We start from the raw sequence: 22,323 nt of genomic DNA on the forward strand, positions 1-22,323 counted from the left end.
TGGCGGTTCCTTTACCGCCAGGATGGCGGCGTTACGTAAGTAATGCGTATGATTATGGGGCATTTTTTTGAGAAAGTTGCCAACATTCCTGCGCGATCGCCCAGTCTTCCTGTGTATGAATCACCAACACTCGCACCGCTGAATCAGCCGCCGCGATGTCTTCATTAACTGGAGATCCTGCATTCTTATCCACATCCAATTTTAAACCCAAAAACCCCAAATTTTCGCAAGCAGCAGCCCTCACAACCGCCGAATGTTCCCCCACCCCTGCGGTGAAAATCAAAGCATCTAAACCGCCTAAACTCGCTACCATAGCGCCAATATAAGAGCGTAGGCGATGGATGTAAATATCTAAAGCTAATTGAGCGCGATCGCTACCCTTGGCGATCGCATCCATAATCATCCGCATATCCGCCGACACCCCAGAAATTCCTAATAAACCCGAACCCCGATTCAAAATCCGATCTAATTTTTCCCCAGTACATTCAGGTTGTCGCAACAGATGAATCAGAATACCAGGATCGACAGATCCAGAGCGACTACCCATCATTAAACCATCTAAAGGTGTGAAACCCATTGTGGTGTCAATACTTCTACCTTCGCGAATTGCAGCGAGAGAACAACCATTGCCTAAATGACAGTTAATCAGCCGTAATTCTGCCAAATCTCGACCTAGAATTTGAGCCGCACGCTGAGAGCAAAATTGGTGGCTGATACCGTGAAAACCATAGCGCCTAATTCCCTGTTCTAGCCACTCGTAAAGACCAGGATAAACATACGCAGCCGGAGGTAATTGTGCGTGAAAAGCAGTATCAAAAACTGCCACTTGCGGCACATTTCCTAAACTTTTTTCAATGGCTTCGATCCCTTCCAAATTAGCAGGATTGTGAACGGGAGCGAACACGGCTAAACGCGCGATCGCTGCTTTTACTTCTGGAGTAATAAATGTGCTTTGCTGATATTCTTGTCCTCCGTGTACTACTCGATGACCAACAATATCAATCTCACTGGGATGCTCAATAACTTTAGTTTCACCGCTCCAAAGTGTCTTCAACATCTCAAAGATAGTATTCGTGCGAAAATCTGAATCAAACTCCTCTTCAACCTTTTTTCCTTGAGCTGTTTTCACTTTTAATTCTGCTGCGCCTTCGTGGTGAGTCCAATCAATTGCAGCTTCCCATATCGGCTCTAAAGGTTCGTTAGGAATTGTGTCTTTGACTTCGTAAAGGCAGCTTTTTTGACTACTAGATCCGGCATTTAATACTAATATTTTCATAATTGATTGCTAATTGCTAATTGTTAATTGCTAATTGCTAATTGTTAATTGCTAACAACTAACAACTAACAACTAACTACTAACTACTAACTACCTGGTAAAGAACGCAAATGCTCATCCATATAATAGCGATCGCCTAACAACTCCAACAATGGCCCATGAACATCAAATCTGACCATACTAACAGAACCAGCCAAGGAATTAATGCGATCGCGATAACGACCTAAATCAATTCCTAAAAGACTACAAAGTATAATTCTAATAGTTGCCTTGTGGGAAACAACTAACACATTACCATCCCGATATTTTTCCTCAATTTCTGCGATTACAAGGGAGGATCTACTAGCAATATGCACCGCAGTTTCGCCACCATTAGGTGCATTCCAGGCGGGTTCAGTCATCCAACTAATATAATCATCAAGATAGTTTTCTTTGACAAATTCTAGCGTTTTTCCTTCCCATTCACCATAGCGGATTTCTTTCAGTCCATCCCGCAATTGCATCTCAATTCCTACTGCATCGCACAATGGTTTTGCTGTGGCAATTGTCCGTTTCATTGGACTTACATAAACTGCTGTCCAAGGTAAAGAAGAGTAAGCAGCAGCAAAAGCTTCTGCCATCTTAGTACCTTCAGGTGTTAACTCAGGATCGAGATCGCCGCAATAACCGCCTGTGCGACTGTAAGTGGTTTCTCCGTGACGTAGAAAGTACAATTTTAAACTCATAAATTCTTCCTAATTAGGTATACAAATTTCTATTGTTAGGTACGTAGTTGCGCTTCAGCGCTCTTATAGAAACTTAGATAAGAGCGCTAAAGCGCAACTACGTACCTACAGGATTAGGTAATTACAGTTGGCTGTTCCCGTCCTGTAAGAGTCCGAATTTGGGCAATTTCATCAGCAATAGTAATCAAACTTCCTAATGCTTCTTGGGTATCTATATCATGTTTTGCGGCATTTGGTTCGTAACTTTCCAGATAAATCCTTAAAGTTGCGCCTTGGGTTCCCGTACCAGAAAGACGGAAAACAATGCGCGAACCATCGGTAAATCCGATCCGAATTCCCTGCTTTTCACTAATGCTACCATCAATCGGATCGGTATAGCTGAAATCATCAGCGTAATCTACCTGATATTGACCTAATTGCTTACCTTTTAAGCTAGAAAATGCAGCGCGAACATTAGCAATCAAAGTATTAGCTTTGTCACTATCTACTCCTTCGTAGTCATGGCGGGAGTAGTAGTTACGACCGTAAGTTTTCCAGTGTTCCCGCACGATTTGCTCGACTGATTTTTGCTGTACGGCGATAATATTCAACCAGAATAATACAGCCCACAACCCATCTTTTTCGCGGACGTGATTGGAACCAGTACCAAAACTTTCTTCGCCGCACAAAGTGGCTTTATCGGCATCTAAAAGATTGCCGAAAAATTTCCAGCCTGTAGGAGTTTCGTAGCAGTCAATTCCTAGTTTAGCAGCAACGCGATCTGCTGCCGCTGAAGTAGGCATAGATCGTGCTATTCCTGTTAAACCAGCACTGTAACCAGGAACTAATTTAGCATTGGCAGCCAGAATCGCTAAACTATCACTAGGTGTAACGAAAAATTTGTGACCTAAAATCATATTCCGATCGCCGTCGCCATCGGAAGCTGCACCGAAATCCGGTGCGTTTTCCCCATATAAAATCTCAACGAGTTCGTGTGCATAAACTAGGTTAGGATCGGGATGTCCGCCACCAAAATCTTCGAGGGGAATGCCATTAATTACAGTACCCGCAGGTGCTCCTAAATGTTCCTCTAAAATTGTCTTAGCGTAAGGGCCAGTAACGGCGTGCATTGAGTCAACACAGAGGCGAAAATTACCAGAAGTTATTAACTGGCGGATGCGATCGAAATCAAAGAGAGACTGCATTAATTCAGCGTAGTCTGCTACGGAATCAATCACCTCAACTATCATTTCTCCGAGTTGAAATGTCCCTAATTTGTCTAGGTCAACATCGTTGGCTTCGAGGATTTTATAATCGGCGATTGTTTTAGTCCGATTATAAATTTCATCAGTAACTTTTTCCGGTGCTGGCCCGCCGTTGCTAATGTTATATTTAATCCCAAAATCTCCATCTGGGCCGCCAGGATTGTGACTAGCAGATAGTACAATTCCACCGAAGGCGTGATATTTCCGAATGATGCAGGAAACGGCAGGTGTTGATAAAATGCCGCCTTGACCTACTAATACTTTGCCAAAGCCATTGGCGGCAGCCATTTTTAAAATTGTCTGAATAGCTGTGCGATTGTAATAGCGCCCATCGCCGCCGACAACTAATTTTTGTCCTTGATAGTTTTCTAAGCTGTCAAAAATAGATTGGACGAAGTTTTCGAGGTAGTGGCGTTGTTGAAATACTGTAACTTGTTTCCGTAGTCCCGATGTGCCGGGTTTTTGGTCAGAAAATGGTTGTGTTAATACGGTGTGTATGTTCATGGGCAATGATTAAGTAAGGATGGGTTTATTTCTAAGTTTATTGAATAATATCAAAGATATAGGCCATCGCCGCACTAAATGAGTAAAAGTATTAGTGGTATCCTAACCGCCAGGGAGGTTGGCCTTATCGGGGACAATTTTTTAATAAAACTTGCTTAAATTCCCCTGCACTCTTAAAATAAATCTCTGGATTATCCACTAAAGCTAAGTCTATCACATCAGCTAACGGTTTAGGAATTGCAGAATTGCGATCGCGCACGGGAACCGCATCATTTTGTAACACTGCTAAAAAGGGATCTTGACCGCTAAAATTGCGCGGAGCATTAGCTGTTAACATATAATATAATGAAGCGGCCGCCGCCCACACATCAACCGACCGTTGTGGGTACTTAAAATCAAGCACTTGCTGTCTCGGCATAAAATATGGCGTACCCGCTGTATGTCCCGTATTGGTTAAACCACTTAAACCCGCTTGATCGAAAGCTTTTCCTAACCCATAATCGGCAACTTTGACAATATTTTTACCGTTAATATTAGTCACAAAAATATTACCAGGTTTGAGGTCACGGTGAACTAAACCCCGTCCTTTGCCAAAACTGCCATCAGCTAATTTAACATTAGGAATTTCGGCATTATGGGCGTATTCTAAACCATCTAAAACTTGCAAAATCATCGGTACAGCTTCATTTATAGGTAAAATTTTATTGTTATTTTTTAGCATTACTTTCAATGCAACTTGTTCGCCTGTTTGTTTATGTTGCGCTAAATAAACGATGCTAAATCCACCTCTTCCCAATTCTCTCAATATTTTGTAGTTCTTAATTGTGCCTAAGTTTTGATTCCCTGCTTCTAATTGCTGTAGAAAACCCTGGATCATTTGCCATAAATCCGGTTTTTTCTGTTGATTGAGAGGTATTTCGCGCTTTAAAGTTTTTTCTAATTCCGGGTCAATTTCAGTTTTAACTTGAAAAATAGTATGACTTAGTTTAATTTCATCGCCTGTTTTTAAATCAAATTCGGGAAAACTAAGTTTAGCTGCTTCTTCAGGGGTTTGATTTGCTTCTCGCTGTCCGATTTTATTGCCATTAACAAATGTGCCATTTTTACTGCCAAAATCGCGCACGCGGATGTCGGGAGGATTGATATCGAGTAAGCAGTGATAGCGGGATATAGTGCGGTGATTTTCGTCGTCGGGAATTTGAGGATGACAGTCTGTGGCGCGGCCAATGATGCAGGTGGTACGGGTGTCAAAGGTGAATTTTTGACCTTTTAAATTGCCTTCTGTAATTGTGAGGGTGACTTGGGATGGCATTGATGTCTGTAGGGGGTGTAAATCGCTATATCATAACAAAAATAGCGATAATTTTGTAGGGGCGGGTTCGCCCAAATATTTGACACCCATCGAACAATTATAAAAACCCGCCCCAACCCCACGAAAAATTTAACAATTAATTCAATTTAACTATCGGGCAAGAATGGTTGTTTGGGGTTGTTCGTTGGGTGGGGGCGGGTTATCAAGATTATTCGTGGGTGGCAAAAATCATCGGCGAACCCGCCCCTACGACATTTTATTCAATTGGCGGCGCTTTGTAGAAGTGAAGCTGGGTTGGCACAGACACTAACTGCAATCTCTATCTTTAATCCTAAAGCCTTTAGCAAAGCCATAAATCGGTAAATCTCTTCTCCTCCTGATGCTTTTAGTAATTCCTGAAGTTGATCCCAATTCTGTTGATCTTCTTCAGCCATTATAGAGACTTTACCTTGAGATTTAATCAGATAGTCATGGTAACTATGAGTTTTAGGCATCGTTTCTACTCCTAAATTCTATCCAGTATTCTTTGGCTTTGCGAATATCTCGATCTTGGGTACTTTTATCTCCACCGCAGAGAAGAAATACGATAATTGAGTCTCTTTTTCCAAAATAAACCCGGTAGCCTGGGCTAGAGTTAATAGATTATAGCTTATAAGCGTTGCTTTGACAATTGCATGATACCCCAAGACCTCTTGACAAACAGCACAGCCTTAAAATATAATCAGTTTCAACTCAACACAAATTTTTATCCCATGAAAACAGTTGACAGAAATCAATTAAAAGCTAATTTACTAGAATTTTTGCAACTTGTCGAGCTAGAAGGCGAAGAAATTTTAGTGACGGATGGAAATAAGCCAGTTGTGAGAATTTCTCAGTATGAAAAGACTGTTTCAACGGAAGAATTATTTAAGGATATGCGGGGTAAAGTCAAATATTTTGAGGACTTAACTACTCCAAATTGATGAGGAAATTTGGCTAGAAAGTGTCAAACTAGAATGGGAACATCGAGATCCAGCAGATAGAGTGGTTGTAGCAGTGGCGAAAAGAAATCAAGCTGCTATTATTACAGCCGATCAAAAAATAGCTAGTTTCTACAAATTTCGCTGATGAATAAAACTCAAAGCATTTCCCACTTGTTGAATAATTGGTAAAGCTTTCTCCTCCGACAAAACTCCGTTATCTTCCAGATAATCAGCTAAATCAATCCCGTCGATTAACTCCATCACCATACACCATAAATCACCCTCCTGAAACACCTCATAAACTTCCACAACATGAGGATGACTACACTTTGCTAAACACAGCGCCTCATTCATAAACTTACCTTGGCGCTTGACAAAATCGACCTTTCCTTGTTGAATAGCATTCAGAGTTTTAATCGCAACTAACTTACCTTCTTTAAGATTTTGAGCGCGATAAGTGACACCGAAACCACCGCCGCCGAGGATTTCTTCTATTAAATATTTGCCTTCGTGCAGTTGTTGTCCCTTTGCCCAGTGCTGCATATTATTGTGTGAGGATGTGTAGATACAAGAAATTGTAGCAGAAAAGTGTTGCCTTGAGAATTTATACCAATGCTAATAGGACTTACGCAAAACTATCCGTAACGCCGCCATCTTGGCAATGAAGAAACCGCCAAGATGGCGGCGTTACGTAATCGTGCGTAAGTCCTGACTTTACAACTCTTGACGCGAGAGAAGAGACAATCGCACTCCACTAACCTCTAGGCAAAGTATCCTGATAATACCCCCATTTCCAGTCACGAACTTCAGGTAAATCATCGCCATATTCAGCAATGTAAGTGACGTGCTCTACCAATTTGTCATGCAGCATTTGTTTAATGTGAGCACCGATGTAATGCAGTTGAGGCAAACGATCGATTACATCCATCACTAAATGGAAACGATCTAAATCATTTCTCACTACCATATCAAAAGGTGTACTCGTAGTCCCTTCTTCCTTATAACCCCGTGCATGGATATTATGATGGTTTGTTCGGCGGTAAGTTAGACGGTGAATTAGCCAGGGATAGCCGTGATAGGCAAAGATGATTGGTTTATCAATGGTAAAAATTGAGTCGAAATCTTTATCATTCAAACCGTGCGGATGTTCGCTTTCTGGTTGCAATTTCATTAAGTCTACAACGTTAACAACGCGCACTTTTAAGTCGGGTAAATGTAGCCGAATTAAGTCAACTGCTGCTAGGGTTTCCAAGGTAGGAACGTCGCCGGCGCAAGCCATGACGACATCGGGTTCGGTTTTTTGATCGTTGCTTGCCCATTGCCAAATACTGACCCCCGCCGTACAATGTTTGACGGCTGCATCCATATCTAAATATTGCAATGCGGGTTGTTTCCCGGCAACAATAACGTTGACGTATTGACGACTGCGTAAACAGTGATCGGTGACGGATAACAAGGTGTTAGCGTCGGGTGGAAAATAAACCCGAATTACGGCGGCTTTTTTGTTAACTACGTGGTCGATAAAACCGGGATCTTGGTGGGAGAAACCGTTATGATCTTGTCGCCAAACGTGGGAAGTTAACAGGTAATTAAGAGAGGCGATTTGTCGCCGCCAAGGTATATGACGGGTAGTGTTCAACCATTTGGCGTGTTGGTTAAACATTGAATCTATGACGTGGATAAAGGCTTCGTAACAGGAGAAAAAGCCATGACGACCGGTTAGTAAATAACCTTCTAACCATCCTTGGCAAGTGTGCTCGCTGAGGATTTCCATGACTCGGCCATCGGGGGAAAGGTGATCGTCGTAGGAGAAGGTATAATCCATCCAAGCGCGATCGGTGGCTTCAAATATGTCGTTCCAGCGGTTGGAGGCGGTTTCATCTGGCCCAACGATGCGGAAATTCCGGCTTTCCTGGTTGAATTTCATCACGTCGCGCAGGAATTTGCCCATAACGCGGGTGGCTTCGGCGTTAGTAGTGCCTGGTTTTGTGACTTCTACGGCATAATCTTGAAATTTTGGCATTTTGAGGTCGCGGAGCAAAATGCCGCCGTTGGCGTGAGGATTATCGCCCATACGTCGCGTTCCTAGAGGCGCGAGTTCGGCTAATTCGGAGATAAATTTGCCTGTTTCGTCGAAGAGTTCTTCGGGTTTGTAGCTTTTCATCCAGTCTTCGAGGAGTTGGACGTGCCCCGGTTTGGTGGCCATTTCGGAAAGGGGAACTTGGTGCGATCGCCAGAAATCTTCGGTTTTTTTGCCATCTACTTCTTTAGGCCCAGTCCAACCTTTGGGCGATCGCAGAATAATTATCGGCCACCGAGGACGGTTGCTATAACCATTAGTACGCGCTTCTTGTTGAATGGCTTTAATTTCGGCGATCGCACTATCCATCGTCGCCGCCATTAATTGGTGCATCGTTTCTGGATCTGAACCTTCCACAAAATAAGGCTTATAGCCATAACCCACAAACAAACTTTCTAACTCTTCATGGCTAATTCGTGCTAACACCGTCGGGTTAGCAATTTTATAACCATTTAGGTGTAAAATTGGTAACACTGCTCCATCATTAATCGGGTTAAGAAACTTATTGGAATGCCAAGCAGTAGCTAAGGGGCCCGTTTCTGCTTCGCCATCGCCGACAACGCAGGCGACAATTAGATCGGGGTTATCAAAAGCCGCCCCGTAAGCGTGGGAAACAGCATAGCCCAGTTCGCCGCCTTCGTGGATCGAACCAGGAGTTTCCGGCGCAACGTGGCTAGGGATTCCACGCGGGAAGGAAAACTGTTTAAACAGCCGTTGCATCCCCTCAGTATCTTGGGAAACATTGGGGTAATATTCACTGTAAGTGCCTTCTAAGTAAGTGTTGGCAACTATGCCAGGGCCGCCGTGACCAGGGCCGGCAATGTATATTACATTCAGGTCTTGAGCTTTAATTAGGCGGTTGAGGTGGGCGTAAATGAAGTTCAAACCGGGAGTTGTACCCCAATGTCCTAATAGCCTTGGTTTAACGTGCTCTAACTTCAGGGGTTCTTTTAAGAGGGGGTTGTCTAGCAAATAAATTTGTCCCACAGACAAATAGTTTGCGGCCCGCCAGTAAGCGTGGATTTTATCCAATTCTTCTGGGGAAAGGGGTTTTTTTTGTTGTACTGGAGTGGTTGCTATCATAACTGATTTAAGCGATCGTGATATTTTAGTCAATGCTTTGCTTACATTCCCAAGGCTAAAAGCAATGGGATTGCGATAAATCTTGTGAAGCTTGCCTGGAAAATCAATCTATCCTGCGACTGAGCTTTTGTAGTGTTAACTTGCAACTCCTTAGATTTTAGAGCTAAACTTTATCTTGAAGATCGGAAGTTGATTGCATACTACCTCATTTTTTAGGAGGGGAATATTAAATTAACGTTAATCTCTTGTTAATAGCTTTTTGCACAAGGTTGTTCAACCTTACCAAAGCGAATTATTCTCAATAACTTAATACAATCAACCTCCGCCTCCTGCCTCCTGCCTTCTAGATAATTGACTTCCACCTTCTGCTATAAAACCGAGCCAATACACAGAAACCATATTTGTTAGCAAAAAAAAGTATCGTAGCTAACATAAAGTAGTTACAGCACTTTGCGTGACCAAGAGGTACACTAACAGCAATGAGCAAAGTAACTTTGGACTCTACTATTGTACCTAATCGTTAAGCAAAGTGCTGTAACTACTTAGCTGCAAAGTTGTATGAAGAAATTTTGAGCAAGTGAGCGAAACCTCTCGCAATAGTGAAGGTAGTGGATTAGGACTAGCAATCAGCCAGAAAATTGTTCATATGAAGCGGGCAGAAAATATAGAACAGATAGATGAAAAATTTGCACCTTTTGCTAACAAGTTACGCCAACTATATAAAGGCTTTCAAGAAAAAGCAATGAAAGAATTTATTAGCCAATATAGGAGAGAAAAGCCGTGAACAGTGAATTTGAGAAAAAAAGTATAGTTTTAGTAGTAGACGATGGCGCAAATAATCTAGCCATACTCTCTGACTATTTAGAGGAAGTTGGATTTGAAGTCTGGGTAGCTTCAGATGGGGAAAGTGCTTTAGAAGCAGTTCAATATGAATCCCCAGATATCATCTTGTTAGATATAATGATGCCGTTTCTAGATGGATTTGAAACTTGCCTTCGGCTGAAAGCAAATCCTACAACAAAGGACATCCCTCTGATTTTTATGAGCGCCCTTTCCGAAACGGTTGATAAAGTTAAAGGTTTGTCTTTAGGTGCCGTTGATTATATTACTAAGCCATTTCAACACGAAGAGGTATTAGTGCGGCTGAAGCTGCATTTAAAAATGAGCCTTTTAACTAAGAAAATGGAAGAAAAAAATTCGCTATTGAGCGAATTAACTTCTCAGCTAGAACACCGAGTAGAGGCGCGAACTGCTGAACTAAAAAGTGCCATGCACGAACTTCAAAACGCTTATTTAGAGTTATTAGCAAAGGAAGATAAGTTACGCTATGATGCTTTTCATGACTCTTTGACTGGTCTGCCTAACAGAACTTGGTTTATAAATCGGCTAAATCAGGTAATTGAGTTAGCTAATGCGAACTCCGATTATTTGTATGCAGTCATGTTTATCGACTTAGACCGCTTTAAAGTTGTTAACGACAGCCTCGGACATTTAGTTGGAGATGAATTGCTAAAAATGGTTGCAAAAAGGCTGCAAGATTGCGTACCTCAAACAGATATAGTTGCCCGCTTAGGAGGCGATGAATTTATAATTTTACTCGAAGGGATTAGAGATATCAGCGAAGCTATAAGCACAGCAAATTGCATCCTAGAACACTTGAGAAAGCCCTTCAATTTTGACAAATATGAAATATTTACAGGTGCTAGCATTGGCATTACCTCTAGTACAATGGTTTACGATAGCGCTGCTGACGCGATCAGAGATGCTGATGTTGCAATGTACCAGGCTAAAATTAAAGGTAAAGGCTGTTATGAAGTATTAACAAAAGCACTCCAGACTCAGGCTGCAACTCGCTTGCAGCTTGAAAATGACCTACGGAAGGCAATAGAATTAAAAGAATTTTGCCTTTATTATCAACCGATTGTATCGCTATCTACAGGTCATCTTTTAGGCTTTGAAGCTTTAGTGCGTTGGCATCGTGGTTTTGGCGAATTAGTTCCACCTGCAAAATTTATTCCCCTTGCTGAAGAAATTGGAGCGATAAATTCTCTTGGTTGGTGGATTTTTCAGGAAGCTTGTCGCCAACTCCGGTTATGGCAGCAGCAGTTTCCCCAATCTCTTGCTTTGACACTGAATGTAAATGTTTCGCCAGTTCAGTTAAAACAAGTTAATCTAGTTGAGAGGATGCAGAAAATTGTCGAAGCTACTGGCGTTTCAAGTTCCTGCTTGAAACTAGAAATTACTGAAAGCTGCTTTTTAGAAGCATCTAGCTGTGAAGCAACAATGCTGAAGCAATTAAAAAATCGGGGTATTAAGTTGTGTATTGATGACTTTGGAACTGGTTATTCTTCTTTAAGCCGTTTGCATGAGTTTCCCATTGATACCTTGAAAATTGACCGCTCTTTTGTCAGCCGTCTCAGTGCGGGGAAAGGTGACGGAATCGTGGAAACAATTGTTACTCTTGCTCACAGTTTTGGTATGGATGTAGTCGCAGAAGGAATAGAAACTTTAGAACAATTAGAAAAACTCTGTTCTCTAGGGTGTGAGTTCGGCCAAGGTTATCTATTCTCTAAGCCTGTAGACAGTCAAACGGCAACACAACTCCTGTTAAACAATGCTAAACTGTTGCCTTCAATGTTGCGACCATCCTTAACAGCTTAATGCTAAATTTTCCCTAATTTGATTGCTCCACTTTCATTCCTGGGAAATTTAATGTTCTTAATTAGTTAACAAAGGAGTAATAAAAAATGAGTGTAGATAGTGAAAAAAGAGATATTGTCTTAATCGTCGATGACAACTCAAATAACTTAGGGGTACTCTATGATTTATTGGATAATGCTGGCTTTGAAGTTTGGGTAGCACAAGATGGAGAAAGTGCTATAGAAAAGGTGGGTTATGCACTTCCAGATTTGATTTTATTGGATATAATGATGCCGGGAATAGATGGTTTTGAAACTTGTAAGCGCCTAAAAGAAAATCCTTTAACTGCTGACATACCTGTGGTTTTTATGAGCGCTCTGTCTGAGGCAGTTGATAAGGTTAAAGGTTTGTCTTTAGGAGCAGTAGATTACATTACCAAGCCGTTTCAACAGGAAGAAGTATTAGCTCGCGTTAAACTTCATCTAAAATTGTATTATTTGACTAAGAAAATCGAAAAACAAAATCAGGAATTAGAGCAGCGCGTACAAGCACGTACTGCTGAATTAACCCGCACTTTACACGAATTAAAACAGGCTCAAGTTCAATTAGTGCAGACTGAAAAAATGTCTAGTTTAGGTCAATTGGTGGCTGGTGTTGCTCATGAAATTAACAACCCAGTTAGTTTTATTTTCGGCAATCTGAACCATGCTTCTGAATATATAAAAGACTTGCTCGATCATTTGGAAGTTTATCAGCAAAATTATCCCAATCCTGTGTCGGAAGTCTCCAATCATGCTGAGGAGATTGAGCTAGATTACTTAATAGAAGACTTGCCCAACATGATTAATTCCATGAAAGTAGGGGCGGAGAGAATTAGTAATATTAGTACATCTCTGCGAAATTTCTCGCGAACAGATGCCTCAACCAAGATACCAGTAAATATTCACGAAGGTATAGACAGTACCTTACTAATTTTACGTTACAGGCTTAAAGCTTGCGGACATCGCCCCACTATTGAGGTAATTAAAGAATACGGTGAGCTACCATTGTTGAAATGCTATTCTGGACAAATGAATCAAGTATTTATGAATTTAATCGCGAATGCAATCGATGTTTTAGAAGAAGAAGAGTCGGAAAATCAGGCTGCAAACAGAAAAAATCCTAGGATTAAAATTAGTACAGAAATAACAAATAATAATTCAGTAATTATTCGCATTGCTGATAATGGAGCGGGGATGTCTGATGCAATTAGGGCGCAGCTCTTTGAAGCTTTCTTTACAACCAAACCAGCGGGTAAAGGTACAGGCTTGGGATTGAGCATTAGTTATCAAATTGTGGTTGAGAAACATGGAGGAAAACTATCTTGTACTTCTACCCTTGGTCAGGGTACAGAGTTCACTGTTGAAATTCCAATAGAGCAGCCATAATTACGGATTGTGACCAAAAAGACGGCAAATATTTTACTTTTATTTTTGTCAAAAATGAGATAAAATAAGATACACGCTGGCTGGACTATTCTATGATGCGCTCAACTGCTTCTAGCTCCAGAAAACTACCTCTGCGCCTCGTTTTAGTCGGGCCATTCCTACTGCAAATTTTTACGGCGGTAGGGTTAACAGGATGGCTCTCATTACGCAACGGGCAGGAAGCTGTTAATGAGGTTGCTACTCAGTTACGGGGTGAAATTAGCGATCGCATCTCGGAACGGCTCGAAGCTTATGTAGCTACCGCCCATTTAGTCAATCAACTCAATGCTAATGCAATTAACTCAGGTCAAATAGACATAGAGAATGCTCGCAGTATGGAACGCCACTTGTGGAACCAACTTGAAACTTTTCCCACAGTTTTTTTGAATTTTTATAGCAGTGCTTCAGGAGAAGAGTTCTTTTTAGGTAAACGGTTAGAGAATGGTAAGTTTCAGGTGGGGAGTATGAATAGCATAACTCCCGGAAAATTGTATAACTATTTCACAAATAAACAAGGAGATAGAGCCAAGTTACTACGAGTTACTACCAACTACGATCCGCGATCGCGCCCTTGGTATAAGGCTGCTACGAATGCAGGTAAACCTGTCTGGAGTGAAATTTACGCGGATTTTATAAGCAAAGAACTTGGCATTACAGCAGCGCAGCCTTTATACGACAAATCTGGCAATCTTCGGGGCATACTTGGCACTTACATTCTCTTTCTTCCTTTCAATCAATATCTTAGAAGTTTGAAAATTGGTCAGTCTGGACAGGCATTTATTATCGATCGGGATGGAATATTAGTAAGTACATCAACCCTCGATCCAGTATTTGTAATCAAAGGAAAAAAAACCGAACGTATTAAGGCATCATCGAGCAATAATTCCTTAATAAAACTAACAGCAAAGCACTTGCAAAAACGCTTCGGCAACTTTCATCAAATTAATAGCCGTCAACAGCTTGATTTTGAGATAGACGGGACGCGAGAATTTATTCAAATAACTCCTCTGCGGGACGACAAAGGTTTGGACTGGCTAATTGTAGTCACTGTCCCCGAATCTGACTTCATGGATCGAATCAATACTAACACCCGAACTACGATTTTACTGTGCCTTTTATCATTACTGCTGGCTGCCATCCTGGGAATTTTTACATCGGGCTGGATAGCTGAGCCGATTCTGCGTTTGAGGAATGCAAGTAAAGCTATTGCCAGTGGAAAATTAAACCACAAACTAGAGATTGAATCGATTGGCGAATTGGACATTTTAGCTCAGTCATTTAATCTTATGGCACTGCAATTGCAAGAGTCTTTTACTGCCCTCGAAAAGACAAATGAAGACTTAGAACAGCGAGTTGATGAACGGACAGTAGCACTGCGAGAAAGCGAAGCTCTACTCAACCAAACCCAGCGGATAGCAAAAGTTGGCGGCTGGGAAATGAATCTAGAAACTCAAGAATTTACTTGGACAGAGGAAGTTTACCGCATTTATGAAGTTGATTTAGATTTCCAGTTAACTATTGCAGGGGTAACGGCTTTTTATTCATCTGAGTCCCTACAGATTTTGGAACAAGCTAGCTTGCAAGCGATGGCAAATAAAGAACATTTTGACGTAGAGTTGCAGTTCCTCACCGCTAAAAAAAATCAGCGGTGGGTTCACGTTCTCGGTCAACCTCACTACAAAAATGATGTTCCGGTCAAATTGAAAGGAACTTTTCAAGACATTACAGACCGCAAAATAGCAGAAGTCACACTGCAAGAGGCTAAGGTTGCCGCTGATGCTGCCAATCAAGCTAAAAGCGAATTTCTTGCTAACATGAGCCACGAACTACGAACACCTCTCAACGGTATTTTAGGTTATGCTCAAATCCTCCAGCGAGATAGCAGTTTAACTCAGAAACAACTGGCTGATATTAACATCATTTACAAGTGTGGTTCACACTTGCTTACCCTGATTAATGATATTTTAGACCTATCGAAAATTGAAGCTAGAAAAATGGAACTTCATCCCACAAATTTCTATTTTATGGGATTTCTTCAGGTAGTCAGTGAAATCTGCCGCATTAAAGCCGAACAAAAAGGTATTTCTTTCATTTGCAAATTTGACCCTGCACTCCCTCGCATGGTTCAAACGGATGAAAAACGTTTGCGGCAAGTGCTAGTTAATCTTCTCGGTAATGCTGTTAAATTTACCGACGTAGGCGCAGTCACTTTTAAAGTCGCAGTTCTAGAATTAGCATCTGTGGAATTAACTACGATTGCACTAACAAATATTAACACAATCCGCTTTCAAATAGAAGATACTGGCGTAGGAATGACTAGCGAACAAATGCAGAAAATATTTCAGCCATTTGAACAAGTAGGTGATACTCGCCGGATGTCAGAAGGAACTGGCTTAGGATTAGCAATTAGTTTAAAAATTATTGAAATGATGGGTAGCAGCATTAAAGTCGCCAGTAAGTCGCAAGCTGGTAGTCAGTTCTGGTTTGATTTGAATTTACCTGCTGCTGGCGAAGAAGAGATTTCACTGAAAACAGAGCCAACAGGAAGTATAGTTGGCTTTACAGGCGAAAAGCGCAAAATTCTAATAGTAGACGATCGCTGGGAAAATCGCTCTGTGATTGTCAATTTGCTCAAGCCAATTGGCTTTATAGTTGCTGAAGCTGCAAATGGAATTGAATGTTTAGATCGAATTGCCGAGTTAATCCCAGACGTAATAATCACCGACTTAGTAATGCCCAAAATGGATGGTTTTCAATTAGTGCGGTGCTTGCGCGAATCGCCTGAATTTAAAGATATAATAGTAATCGTTTCTTCAGCTTCAGTATTTGAAACTGACCAATACAATAGTTTAGATGCCGGGGCTGATGCTTTTCTGCCTAAACCTGTACAAGTTTCTGATTTGTTTGGATTGTTGGAGAGGCTTTTAGGGATATCCTGGCTGTACGGAGATTCAGTTGAATTTCCCCATCCCACCACCAAAGCTATTAAAGAAAATATCGCCCTATCACCGTCGGTGACTATAATTCCTCCCCCCCCAGAACAAATTGATATTTTATATGATTTAATTATGAAAGGCAATTTAAAAGGGATTATCAAGCAAGCCGAGAATTTAAAAGCCTTGGACGCAAATTTTATTCCCTTTGCCGATCGGTTGTACGACTTTGCTAAAAAGTTTCAAGAAAAACAGCTAAAGTCTTTTATTAATCAATACAAGCAAAAGGATTAATTAAATTTGTTAACTGTTAACTGTTAATTGTTAACTGTTAATTGTAGGTTGGGTTTCGCTCAAAATTTCCTTCTTCCTTCTTCCTTCTTCCTTCTTCCTTCTTCCTTCTTCCTTCTTCCTTCTACTTAGCATTTCAGAGGAATCTCAATCGCAAACTCGGAACCTTGTCCAAATACCGAATTGCATTGTAACTTACCTCCGTGTTTCTCTACTACAATTTGATAACTAATAGACAAACCCAAACCTGTGCCTTTGCCGACAGGTTTAGTAGTAAAAAATGGGTCAAATAAGCGGCGGCTTACCTCCTCAGTCATCCCCTGACCGTTGTCGGCAATACGGATGCTAATTAAAGTTTCTTCTATCAACTCGGTGTGAATTACAATCATCGGGCCGCTTCTTGCAGCGAAAGATGATAAACCTGATTCATCAAAATACGATCTGCATTGTTTTTGCCGATAAAATTCTTCCAAAGCATCAATAGCATTACTCAAAAGATTCATAAATACCTGATTTAGCTGTCCGGCATAGCATTCTACTTTAGGTAAATTGCCATATTTTTTAATTACTTGAATCTCAGGAATATCCGAGCGAGTTCTCAATCTATTTTGCAAAATTAGCAGCGTATTTTCAATGCCTTCGTGAATATCAACAGCTTTCTTTTCTGATTCATCTAGTCGCGAGAAGTTCCGTAAACTGAGAACTATTTCCCGAATCCTATCAGCCCCCATCTTCATAGAAGATAAGATTTTTAGTAAATCTTCGCTGAGGAAATCTAACTCAATTGCCTCTGTTTGTTGTTGAATTTCTAGCGATGGATGGGGATAGTATTTTTGATAGATGCGAACTAAATTCAAGACATCTTTAATATACTGAGTGGCGTAAGTTAGATTGCCGTAAATAAAGCTAATCGGATTGTTAATTTCATGGGCAACACCAGCTACCATTTGACCCAAGCTAGACATTTTTTCTGTATGAATTAGCTGAGATTGAGTTTGCCTGAGTTCCTTAAGAGCAAGTTCGAGCTGCTGAGCTTTTTGCTGGGCAATTGCTTCTGATTCCCTCAAAGAATCTTCCGCTTGTTTGCGATCGCTAATATCTTTTAGTGTCCCAGTCATCCGCAGTGGTTTATTAGATTTGAAATGATTAGTTTTTTGTTTATTTTCTTTAAGTTCTAATATTTCCTCAAACTCACCACAAGTGACTACCTTACCGTGATTTAAAACCCATTTCCACTCTCCCGATTTTGTTAGCATTCGGTGTTCGGTTTCAAAAAAAGGCGTACTACCTGCTAAATGCTGTTTGAGAATCTGAATTACTTTCGGTCTATCTTCTGAATGCACTAGATGAAACCACGCTCTAGCCTCTCCATTAATCTCATTCGCAGCATAGCCTAAAATCTGGCTCCACTGAGCGCTAAAATAAACTTCTCCCGTTACTAAATTCCAATCCCACAATCCTTGGTCAGTTCCTGCTAAAGCTAGTTGTAAACGCTCTTCGCTTGCTTGCAGGGATGCCATTAATTCACTACGCTCTACTTCCGCCTGCTTGTGTTCTGTAATGTCAAAAATTGCTCCGTTTAGCCATGAAACTTTTCCCGATCCATCAAAAATAGCTTGACCTTTATCGTAAACCCACTTGATATTACCATCTTTATGTAATAGCCGATACTCGATGATATATGGCTGTTTCAAATTGATAGCTTTCTGAACTGTATTCTCTACTATTTCTCGATCTTCGGGATGAATAATACTGGCAAAAGTTTGTGTCCTACTATTAATAAAATTTTTTGCCCGAAAGCCGCTAATAGCTTGTATGCCGTCACTGAGGAAAGCCATTGTCCGGTGATGGTCGCAGGCGCATCGATAAACAGCTCCGGGAATGTTAGAAACTAGAGAGCTAAACTCTTCTTGTCTTGCTTGTAAAGCCTTTTCTGCTAGTTTTCGATCTGTGATGTCCCGCGCAAAGGCACAATGATATTCTTTGCCATTAAATTGTAGGTGATTGATGGTAATTTCGACAGGGAAAATCCGATTATGTTTAGTACGATGGTGGGCTTCAATGTTAACTGAACCGCAGCGCCTCATTACACTCCAGTGCAAATTCCACGCGGTTTGGGGAAAGTCTGGGTTGATGTCGTGAAAAGTCATTGTCAATAGTTCTTCTGGTGAATAACCAAGGGTGCGGGAAGCAGCATCATTGACGTATAATAATTTGGCATCGGAGCCGATCCAAAATACGGCATCGGCGGAACAATCAACGGAGAATTGGGTTAGTTGTAAGGTTTCTTCAGCGCGTTTGCGATCGGCAATTTCTTTTTGCAGTTGTTCATTAAGCCAGGTAAGTGCGGCTGTGCGATCGCTCACTCGCTGTTCTAATTCTGCATTCAAAACTCGAATTGCTTCTTCTGCTTCTTCATGTTCTTGAATTTTCTTTGCTAGAGCAAGGTTTGTCGCTTCTAACTGAGATGGACTTGACAGGGCCAAGGCTTTGGGGATCAGCGGTATCATCAATCCGGCTGTAGATATGGAAATGACGGCTGTTAAAGCTTTCAGGGAGCCAGAGAGCCAGTAGGCGGGATACCACAGCGTCAAAATTTCCATTATATGTCCTGTAGCGCAGGCGATAATGAAGGCTCCGAATAATAGGAACATCCAGTTAAAGGGTAAATCTCGCCGTTTTTGGACAAAATAGAGGAGTAGCAGCGGAATTGAATAGTATGCTACTGCTATCAACAAATCTGAGATGACGTGCAGCCAGATTAATCCGGGATTCCACAGATAGCATCTTCCGTGAGGCATAAAATCTACTGACAAAAAACTTTTTAATAGTTGCTGCATAAAGTTCTTTTCATAAGACATAACCGCAAAACCCCATTGATTTTAGTCAAGGGAGGAAAGAAGCAGCAGGGTTGCTTACTTCAAGGCTTGTTCCTGTTGGGGAACTAAGTTTAATTATCCTATTTTTTTATATTAAAATGTTTATAGTTTTATGTATTTTATCAACGTTTTATAGCAACTGCCAAGGTAATTAGGACGGTTATCTATAACGCCGCCCTAGCTTCCGGTTACTACCGCCCAGAGGGCGGCGTTACGTAAGTTATTAAAACAATAAAATTATCAACAGTTCTCATGGCGGTTGCCATATATTGTAAAATGAGTGGAGCCCTTCATTAGCAATTAGCAATTAGCAATTAGCAATTAGCAATTAGCAATTAGCCCGTTCTGATACAACTGAAAACGACTTAATTATTGCCGTCTTACTGGGAGCGCGATCGCAAAGGTAGCACCACAGCCCGGTTCCGAGATGCAATTGAAAACGCCACCGTGCTTCTGGACAACAATCTGATAACTAATAGACAAGCCTAAACCAGTACCTTGACCAACTGGTTTAGTAGTAAAGAAAGGGTCAAATATCCGACGGCGCACCTCCTGCGACATTCCTGGCCCATTATCGCTAATCCAAATTAACACAAATTGAGGATTGGGAAGTTTTGAGTCCCCAGTCTCCAGTTCGCCATCTGTAGTGGATTCCGGGTAAGAACTCGGAGCGATCGCCAAATCCCTAACCCTATTTTCCCAGTCCCCAATCCCTACTTCTGTGCGAATAGTAATGAAGCGAGGGGAAGGTTGAGCATCCAGAACGTCGATCGCATTAGCAAGGACATTCATAAACACTTGATTTAACTGACCGGGGAAACAGTCAATTTGCGGCAAATTGCCGTACTCTTTAATCACTGCGATCGCGGGTTTTCCCGGCTTTTCTCGGAGCCTGTTCTGCAAAATTAACAGCGTACTATCAATACCTTCATGAATATCTACAGGCTTCATCTCAGCTTCATCAAGCCGAGAAAAATTCCGTAAACTCTGGACAATTTCGCGGATACGCTCAGATCCTAACCTCATGGAATCGAGAATTTTGGGCAAATCTTCTAGTAGGAAATCAAGTTCGATCTCATCAATAAATGTTTGAATTTCAGGTATAGGATCGGGATAATGCTGCTGGTAAAGGCGTACAACCTGCTGCATCTCTGCAAAATAGGAATAAGCATGGGAGATATTGCCGTAAATGAAGTTAATAGGGTTATTAATTTCGTGAGCAACACCTGCAACTAACTGACCCAAAGAAGACATTTTTTCAGTTTGAATGAGCTGAGATTGAGTCTGTTTTAGTTCTCGCAAAGCCTCTTTTAACTGCTCATTTTTCTCTTTTAGTCGCACTTCCGATTGTCGCAGGGCCAAATTTTGCTGCGATAATTCCTGCGTGCGTTCCTCAACTCGGCATTCTAACTCAGCTTTTGCCTGTTGCAAAGCAGCTTCAGCCTGTTTGCGTTCGGAGATATTAGTGCAGACAGCCACTAACCCCAAGCGATTACCAGCATCATCCACAATACTATCAGCTCGCAACAGCGTCGGTACGATCGCGCCAGATTTAGTTCTGAGTTCGATTTCACCACTCCAACAGCCAGTATTATTAATAATTTGATAGACCTCAGAGGCTACTTTCGGAGTGAGGTAAAGCGCTCTTGGGCCACCGATGGCATTAAGTTCATCGACTGTGTAACCAAACAAGTCGATGAAAGCTTGGTTGTGATAAATTGATTGGTTTTCTGCGTCAGTTATTCTGATTGCACTACCAGTAAGAGCGATCGCATAACTATAGCGCAATAGTTTTTCTTGTAACATTTTGCGCTGAGTTGCATCGCGAGTTACTTTTGAGAAACCGCGCAACATTCCAGCTTCATCCCTCAGCGAAGTAATAGCAACATTTGCCCAAAATCTCGATCCATCTTTTCGTAATCGCCAGCCTTCTTGTTGACAATGATCCTCAGCTAAGACTATTTGCAAGAACTCTTCAGGTTTCCCCAAACGGACTGCTTCTTCTTCGTAAAAACAAGAGAAATACTGACCCATAATTTCCTCTGCCTTGAAGCCAGTAATTCTTTCTGCACCGCTGTTCCAACTAACAACTTTACCTTCAGGATCGAGCATCACCAGAGCATAATCTTGGACACCTTCAACCAATAAGCGAAAGCGTTCTTGACTTTCGCGCAATTGTGCTGTCCGCCGACTAACTCGCAGTTCTAGTTCAGCATTAAGTTGAGAAATTTGTGCTTGAGCGGCGGTGCGATCGCGAATTTCTTGTGCTAGTTTTTCATTAGCCGCCTCTAACTGTGGGGGACTAGGAATACTCAGAGCTTGCGGCATCAGCGGTAACAGCGATACAGCAGTATAAACTGAGATTATAGCAGTAATAAATTTAACTATCCCAGACAGCCAATATGTCGGATGCCAGAGCGTCCAAACATCTATTAAATAGCTAGTTCCACAAGCGACAATGAAAGCCCCAAACAACCAAAGCACCCAGGGAAAAGGCAAGTCCGGCTGCCGATACAGGAAATAGGCCATCATGAGGGGAATTGAATAATAGCTTAGTGCAATCAACGCATCAGAGGCGGCGTGCAGCCAGATCAATTCTGGATTCCAGAGGTAGCAATACCCTTGGGGGAGAAATGGGTTTGAGGTCAAAAAGTTTGTCAGGAGTTCCGGCATAAACTTTAGAGTTTGGACGATGGATTTGAGATTTTAGACTTAAAGGAATTTGTCTATAATCAGGCTGTTTCCCATTTTGGCAGAAATCTTATTTTTTTGCGGGGTGGATCGCAATAATTATATCAATGAGTATTTAAAGGGCTAACTTTCTCTTGCTCTTTACTCTTGCGGTAGGTGGGGCGGGATAGACCAAAATGGCATAAAGAAGCGATCGTGAAATATTTACTCGACACCGATCATAATCTTTATGCCATC

At 41.5% G+C, this 22,323-nt stretch carries 14 protein-coding genes; 5 read left to right on the forward strand and 9 right to left on the reverse strand.

Going from position 1 to position 22,323, the window contains the following annotated elements:
* Positions 1-52: 52 nt before the first annotated feature.
* The 5 genes from PY364_RS00610 to PY364_RS00630 all read right to left on the reverse strand — a co-directional run bounded on the left by PY364_RS00610 (position 53) and on the right by PY364_RS00630 (position 5,555).
* Complete coding sequence (locus tag PY364_RS00610) at positions 53-1,276, reverse strand: acetate kinase (RefSeq protein ID WP_275519488.1); 1,224 nt, start codon at positions 1,274-1,276, stop codon at positions 53-55.
* An 86-nt stretch (positions 1,277-1,362) separates the two neighbouring features.
* Positions 1,363-2,001, reverse strand: a complete 639-nt coding sequence (locus PY364_RS00615; RefSeq protein WP_275519490.1) for a histidine phosphatase family protein — start codon at positions 1,999-2,001, stop codon at positions 1,363-1,365.
* Between the two features lie 113 nt (positions 2,002-2,114).
* Positions 2,115-3,749: an alpha-D-glucose phosphate-specific phosphoglucomutase gene (locus PY364_RS00620; protein WP_275519492.1), complete on the reverse strand. Its 1,635-nt coding sequence runs from the start codon at positions 3,747-3,749 to the stop codon at positions 2,115-2,117.
* 124 nt (positions 3,750-3,873) lie between these two features.
* Positions 3,874-5,061, reverse strand: coding sequence for an FHA domain-containing protein (locus PY364_RS00625; RefSeq protein ID WP_275519494.1), 1,188 nt, complete (start codon positions 5,059-5,061; stop codon positions 3,874-3,876).
* Between the two features lie 260 nt (positions 5,062-5,321).
* The gene (locus tag PY364_RS00630) at positions 5,322-5,555 is read right to left on the reverse strand and encodes a hypothetical protein (protein WP_275519496.1); all 234 of its coding nucleotides are present in this window, start codon (positions 5,553-5,555) and stop codon (positions 5,322-5,324) included.
* Positions 5,556-5,813: 258 nt separating this feature from the next.
* Between PY364_RS00630 and PY364_RS00640 the strand changes: the two genes are divergently transcribed.
* Positions 5,814-6,023, forward strand: coding sequence for a type II toxin-antitoxin system Phd/YefM family antitoxin (locus PY364_RS00640; protein ID WP_275519498.1), 210 nt, complete (start codon positions 5,814-5,816; stop codon positions 6,021-6,023).
* A gap of 129 nt (positions 6,024-6,152) precedes the next feature.
* On the opposite strand, the gene PY364_RS00645 is transcribed toward PY364_RS00640, so the two are convergent.
* Together PY364_RS00645 and PY364_RS00650 are read right to left on the reverse strand one after the other, a co-directional pair.
* Positions 6,153-6,566 (reverse strand): protein kinase, encoded by a 414-nt coding sequence (locus tag PY364_RS00645; RefSeq protein WP_275519501.1) that lies wholly within the window; start codon positions 6,564-6,566, stop codon positions 6,153-6,155.
* Between the two features lie 211 nt (positions 6,567-6,777).
* Positions 6,778-9,186, reverse strand: coding sequence for a phosphoketolase family protein (locus PY364_RS00650; protein WP_275519503.1), 2,409 nt, complete (start codon positions 9,184-9,186; stop codon positions 6,778-6,780).
* Between the two features lie 577 nt (positions 9,187-9,763).
* Here PY364_RS00650 and PY364_RS00655 point away from each other — a divergent pair.
* The 4 genes from PY364_RS00655 (at position 9,764) to PY364_RS00670 (ending at position 16,519) form a co-directional block, all read left to right on the forward strand.
* Positions 9,764-9,970: a hypothetical protein gene (locus PY364_RS00655; RefSeq protein ID WP_275519505.1), complete on the forward strand. Its 207-nt coding sequence runs from the start codon at positions 9,764-9,766 to the stop codon at positions 9,968-9,970.
* The gene (locus tag PY364_RS00660) at positions 9,967-11,847 is read left to right on the forward strand and encodes a GGDEF domain-containing response regulator (protein WP_275519507.1); all 1,881 of its coding nucleotides are present in this window, start codon (positions 9,967-9,969) and stop codon (positions 11,845-11,847) included. The genes PY364_RS00655 and PY364_RS00660 overlap by 4 nt, the downstream gene beginning before the upstream one ends.
* Positions 11,848-11,933: 86 nt before the next feature.
* Positions 11,934-13,253, forward strand: a complete 1,320-nt coding sequence (locus tag PY364_RS00665; RefSeq protein WP_275519509.1) for a response regulator — start codon at positions 11,934-11,936, stop codon at positions 13,251-13,253.
* A 92-nt stretch (positions 13,254-13,345) separates the two neighbouring features.
* A complete protein-coding gene (locus PY364_RS00670; RefSeq protein ID WP_275519511.1) occupies positions 13,346-16,519 on the forward strand; it encodes an ATP-binding protein in 3,174 nt (1,057 codons plus the stop codon).
* Positions 16,520-16,644: 125 nt separating this feature from the next.
* Here PY364_RS00670 and PY364_RS00675 read toward each other — a convergent pair whose 3' ends face one another.
* Both PY364_RS00675 and PY364_RS00680 read right to left on the reverse strand, forming a co-directional pair.
* Positions 16,645-19,356: a PAS domain-containing protein gene (locus tag PY364_RS00675; protein ID WP_275519523.1), complete on the reverse strand. Its 2,712-nt coding sequence runs from the start codon at positions 19,354-19,356 to the stop codon at positions 16,645-16,647.
* A 408-nt stretch (positions 19,357-19,764) separates the two neighbouring features.
* Positions 19,765-22,068 carry a PAS domain S-box protein gene (locus PY364_RS00680; protein WP_275519513.1) on the reverse strand — a complete coding sequence of 768 codons (2,304 nt, stop codon included), beginning with the start codon at positions 22,066-22,068 and terminating at the stop codon, positions 19,765-19,767.
* Between the last annotated feature and the right edge of the window lie 255 nt (positions 22,069-22,323).

Origin of the sequence: Kamptonema sp. UHCC 0994 (assembly GCF_029167235.1) — a bacterium.
Classification (GTDB): domain Bacteria; phylum Cyanobacteriota; class Cyanobacteriia; order Cyanobacteriales; family Microcoleaceae; genus Kamptonema.